Raw genomic sequence first — 4,624 nt, 5'->3', positions numbered from 1 at the left:
GGTCGGCCGGGATTGGTCAATCTCGGCCGACTATATTTGGCTAAATTATTCCGACGCTAACAGGGAAGCACATCACTGGTATGATTTGGAAAAGGAGGAAACAGATGAAAGTCCAAATCGGGACAGAGTACTGCGCGATGGAAATCGCCGAGTACGCCGTCAGCAGGCGATATCGCCACAACACGCCCATCAGCAATCTTCAGCTTCAGAAGATTCTTTACTTCCTGCAAGTCATACACGCGAGCGAGACCGGCGAGCTGCTATTCGCCGACCAGTTTGAGGCATGGCCCTACGGCCCGGTCATCAGAGATGTCTACGTTGAGTTCTCTGACTGCGGCGGCTTCCCGATAAAACGCGAGTTCGACACCGAGATAAATGACTCCATCCGCCCGTTCCTAGATGCGGGGGTGGACACGCTCGCCGAGAAATCCCCATGGGAGCTCGTCAGGATCTCACACGCCGAGGGGTCCCCGTGGGACATCATCTACAACCAGAAGCGCCTACACAAAGGAATCATCCCAAATGAGCTGATCATGCAGTGCGCTAGCGAGGTCTCTGAGTGACCGAGCAAGACTATGCAAAGGCGGCCGAAAACTTCGGAAGGGTCCTCTCTCTGCTCACCAGCAAAATTGGGACTCTTTCGAAGCCGCCCCTGAAAGTTCCCCCAATAAACGCAGGCAGCGACGACGCACAGAAACGCAAGGCTCTCCGCGACATGCTCGAATCCCTCGCCAGCACGGATGATGCCGCGGCGCTCTCCCAAGAGGACATCCGCCGAGCCTCGAACTTCTTCGCAAAGCTATATGGGGGGAGCGAGCCCTATCGCCATAGATATGCCGACATCTGCGACCTGGTATTTAACGCACTCGGGCAGTCCTCTGGGGACTTGGACGAAGGGGTCCCCTATTCGGTCAACTGCCTCGCCGAGAACATTCGCATTATCCATGAGTACCTGACGACGCATGGACTTTGTGACCAGGCGAAAAGTGTCCTCAAACTCGCCGACCACATCGACCTGGAAAAGACGAGGCTGAGCCACGATATCGAACAGCAGCAGGCCATGCGCGCATTCAAAGCGGCAATCGCCGAAGTGAAAGCGGAAAGGGATGAGGCGGACCAGAAACGCGCAGAGCTGGAAAGGGAGTTTGACGAGCGCCTCGACAAGACGAGGATGGAGTACATCGCGATCCTCGGCGTGTTCGCGGCGGTCGTGCTCGCCTTCAACGGCGGCGTTGGGTTCTCGACCTCCGCGATGGGCGCGCTCGGCATCGACGGCGGCATACGCGCCATCGTGCTCCTCGCCGCGCTCGTGGGCTTCGTGCTCATCAACACGGTCTGCATCCTGCTGGTCTTCATCTGGAAGATGTCCTTCAACCATCGGAATGTCGAGCTGGGAAAATGGCCGAGGAACTGTCTGATCGCCGCAGACGTCGTCCTCGTTGTCATCATGGCTGCGATGATGGCGCTCTCCCACCCTGGACTCAGGGGGCTCATCGGGCTGTAGCCCGAACGCCATGCCGAGGGCCGTCCTCCGGGGCGGCCCTCGGCATGGCGACACGTCTAGGAACATAGCCGTGCGGTCATCCTCCGCCGCACGGGACACTGGGGAGCCGTCCTTCGGGTCGGCTTCCTGCTTTTCGCGGCGGGGCGAGATTGATTGGAGGTGGCGCTTGGACGCTGACGAGCCGATGGCGAAGGTAGTGTCGCGATTGTTGGTGTAGGGTCTCCATAAGGCGGAATCTGTAGAGGAAGGAGACTGTGATATCGTGCGCTCCGATGATGATATGCCTGGAGAAGGGTTTTACGAGCGCTACCGCGTGCTCTTTTACCCATGGATTCACGAGAGGCCTGCGGCCAGAATGCGGGATGTGCGACGGGAGAAGCGAGCCGTTCGCCAAGTGGGGCCCGTTGACCGGAAGCCTCTCCTTGAGGCGGCGGCGCTGGCGGATGGGTTGACCAAATGTTCCCAGATAGCGTTGTAATTAGTTTCAACGGTCAAATCGATTTCGGCACGGCTGTTGCTTTCCTCTCGTTGGCGCTCACTCTCCTCCAGTGGATTTTCACGCTGATACGGGGCCGCCGGGCGGCCGCGCGGAGCCAGGCCTCGGCCATCTGTGCCCGTGTGGTCAGGATGCCCGAGGGGGAGACGGCCACGGTTGGCAGGTGCAGGGTTGATTTCGGGCCGCAGTTCGGACTAGAAGTGATGAACAATAGCAACGACGTCGTTTACCAAGTTATCCTCACTGCCGCGCTCGTCCAAGGTGCCGGGCCTCAAGACGGGAGGGACGTCGAGGGGTGTGGCTGCAGAGTTCTACTCTCGTCCGTTGCTCCGGGCAAAACCGTGAGGTGCGTCGGGCATCTCGATTGTTCGATGCATAAGGCCCTCGGCTGCGAGGTGGCTTTCACCGATCGCTACGGACGCAGTTGGGTGCGGAAGAGCGACGGTCATTTGGGCAGGATTCGATTCAAAACGCCCGTCGATTATTACGGTCTAATGCAGCCTGTAGAGTGGATGGACTTCGATGAGCCGTAATCGACATGCTCTAATTTTGAACGAAAAACCCCGGAGACGATCGATAGCGATTCTTCTTTGATGATGCAAGCGGCGCTACTAATAGTAGCGCCGCTTGTTTTATATTCCGCTTGCAGATCCATCTGGACATCGCGTTCCAAAACTGGCAGAAACGTTCCTCGTTGCCGAATACGAGATTGTTTTCAGCACACAGAGCGGAACACATCCAAATTGCTCCAAATGGTTTGAATGTAACTTCGACCGTTTTCGGTTAGCGGAGTTTTATGGAGTATGAAAAAATCTGGTTGGAAGTTGTTAAATCTCTGGTTTAGAGCGATTTGGCCACCGATCCAAACCAGAGATTTAACGTTAGATAGCTGTTGAATCCCAGCCAGTAATTTGACGTAGTGTCACAGCGGCTGGGCACGCTGCTTTCGGCATGGCTTTGCAGAGTGATTTCGAGCACTGCTTTTAATTGCTTTAGCTGCAGATAGTCTAGAACCGGCTGCATCTGAGCTGGGACCATATTGATCAGCGCTTCCATCGGGGGCTCCTTTCCTCCTGGTTCGATGGAAACAATTCTGAAGCGTAGGCCTACGTCCCGGTAAATGATTATTTGGTGGCTAACTCATCTCCGCGCCTAAGACAAGCGCCCTCGCTTGTTCAGCGATCCTAAATTGATCATCACTTCCGAACGATATGGCTTTATACATTTGAGATACAAGATCGAAATCGTAGTTATGCCCTGGCACCGAGACAATGACGCGCTCGAAAGAGACCGAATATACACTCAATGAAAGAAAGGCAGCAAGCGCCTCTTCGAGCATTACCGTATCGGCCAGCACATCCGACCTTATGAATAGGTGATTGTGCGCAAATGGCCTATACCCGCCGCCGTTTAGCTTACCAAGTTTTTCCTTGTAAGCTTCTATAATCAGGCCTAAAGAATCTTTGCCGCTGGGACCGAAGAGGCCCCAATCAAACACCTCAGCACCAACCTGCTCGATTCGTTCCGTCAGCCGTTCCTTAAGCTTTGCGTCATCCGTTTCGCGGAGCTTCGCATACAAAGCGTCCGCCTCCTGGGTTTCTTGAGATATTGCTTGGGTTACCTCGACTCCCAGGTCATGGAGTTCATCCCAAAGGTCGGGTTTGTCCCTATGCGACAGGTTTCTATACGTTGCTTCATCAAGGAATTGAAGCACGAGACGGGCGTATACCTCCCAGATATCGAATGGCATATGGGAGGGCAGCACGCCTTCGTAACTTGTCGTTGTTCCCTTATTGTCCATGTTCAAATTGTACAACCTCGTCAATCGCGATTTTCCCCGCTCATTAGCATCGACAGGAGAGCGTCTCTAAGCGAGGAAAGTGCTTGCATTTCAATCCTGTTGTCGAGAATGGTATCGAACAGAGGCATCAAGTTCTCGCAAAGTGCCGAAATGGCACCGGAATTATGGGGTATCTCCAACTGTAGTTTTTCAAGGCGCTCAGGTTAGACTGGGCAGTTCCCTGTGCAATGCCAATCATATGTTCCTTAAAGGCAGTTTGCCAGAACCAAAAAAAATCCTGTCAGCGTGTCTTTCCTGACAGAATCGAGCACGGCAACTCGATGATTAAGTAAACAGTCAGGTTCCGCAACAATTCCGACCCTACCAACACTGCCCATGAGCGAAAGCACGATATCTCCTAGCATGAGTCTGCAATACGATTTTATGCGGCCAGGAATGTTCACGATACGATTGGCGTCAGAACAGTCAACGTTGCCGTCCCGCACGTTCATGATTGTCTGAACTTTATAGTTGCCGTCATCTGAATAAGTGCCGCTATTGAAAGCGTAACCGTTCCCAAAGTCGACCAGTTTATGCAGTGATATAGCAGCGTCGCATTCCGATAGATACCTATCGAGTAACCGTCTTTCTCCGTACCGCCTGTAGCGGGCGGTACGGAGAAAGACGGTTACTCACGATCTGCCCACATGTTCCTGCGTTCTATGTTTGCCTGCGTCACCGCAGCCCATGCTGAATAAAGTGTTGCGAAGATTTTGCCCAAAGCTTATCAGGCTGGTTGATTTCCGATCTCAGCCGAACACATTAGGCGGACAGGCCGTTCCCG

Annotated in this window: 4 protein-coding genes; 2 read left to right on the top strand and 2 right to left on the bottom strand. The window is 54.2% G+C overall.

What is annotated here, in order from left to right:
• Positions 1-104 precede the first annotated feature (104 nt).
• A complete protein-coding gene (locus DXC52_RS09755) occupies positions 105-563 on the top strand; it encodes a Panacea domain-containing protein (RefSeq protein WP_158554646.1) in 459 nt (152 codons plus the stop codon).
• Positions 560-1,504, top strand: a complete 945-nt coding sequence (locus DXC52_RS09750; protein WP_117747092.1) for an MnhB domain-containing protein — start codon at positions 560-562, stop codon at positions 1,502-1,504. Before DXC52_RS09755 ends, DXC52_RS09750 begins: the two co-directional genes overlap by 4 nt.
• Before the next feature lie 1,336 nt (positions 1,505-2,840).
• On the opposite strand, the gene DXC52_RS09735 is transcribed toward DXC52_RS09750, so the two are convergent.
• Together DXC52_RS09735 and DXC52_RS09730 are read right to left on the bottom strand one after the other, a co-directional pair.
• Entirely contained in the window at positions 2,841-3,056 is a 216-nt protein-coding gene (locus tag DXC52_RS09735; RefSeq protein WP_117747089.1) for a hypothetical protein, read from the bottom strand.
• A 79-nt stretch (positions 3,057-3,135) separates the two neighbouring features.
• Positions 3,136-3,750, bottom strand: coding sequence for a hypothetical protein (locus tag DXC52_RS09730; RefSeq protein ID WP_199409517.1), 615 nt, complete (start codon positions 3,748-3,750; stop codon positions 3,136-3,138).
• Positions 3,751-4,624: the final 874 nt, after the last annotated feature.

The sequence above is a fragment of the Collinsella sp. TF05-9AC genome (assembly GCF_003438495.1).
Taxonomy (GTDB): Bacteria; Actinomycetota; Coriobacteriia; order Coriobacteriales; family Coriobacteriaceae; genus Collinsella.
Note: the sequence above shows the minus strand (reverse complement) of the source record. Positions and strands in the feature narration are given on the sequence as shown.

Bases quoted from the DNA above. Each gene is read 5' to 3' on its own strand.
- DXC52_RS09730 (WP_199409517.1), bottom strand. From the start codon at position 3,750: ATGCCATTCGATATCTGGGAGGTATACGCCCGTCTCGTGCTTCAATTC.
- DXC52_RS09735 (WP_117747089.1), bottom strand. From the start codon at position 3,056: ATGGAAGCGCTGATCAATATGGTCCCAGCTCAGATGCAGCCGGTTCTA.
- DXC52_RS09755 (WP_158554646.1), top strand. From the start codon at position 105: ATGAAAGTCCAAATCGGGACAGAGTACTGCGCGATGGAAATCGCCGAG.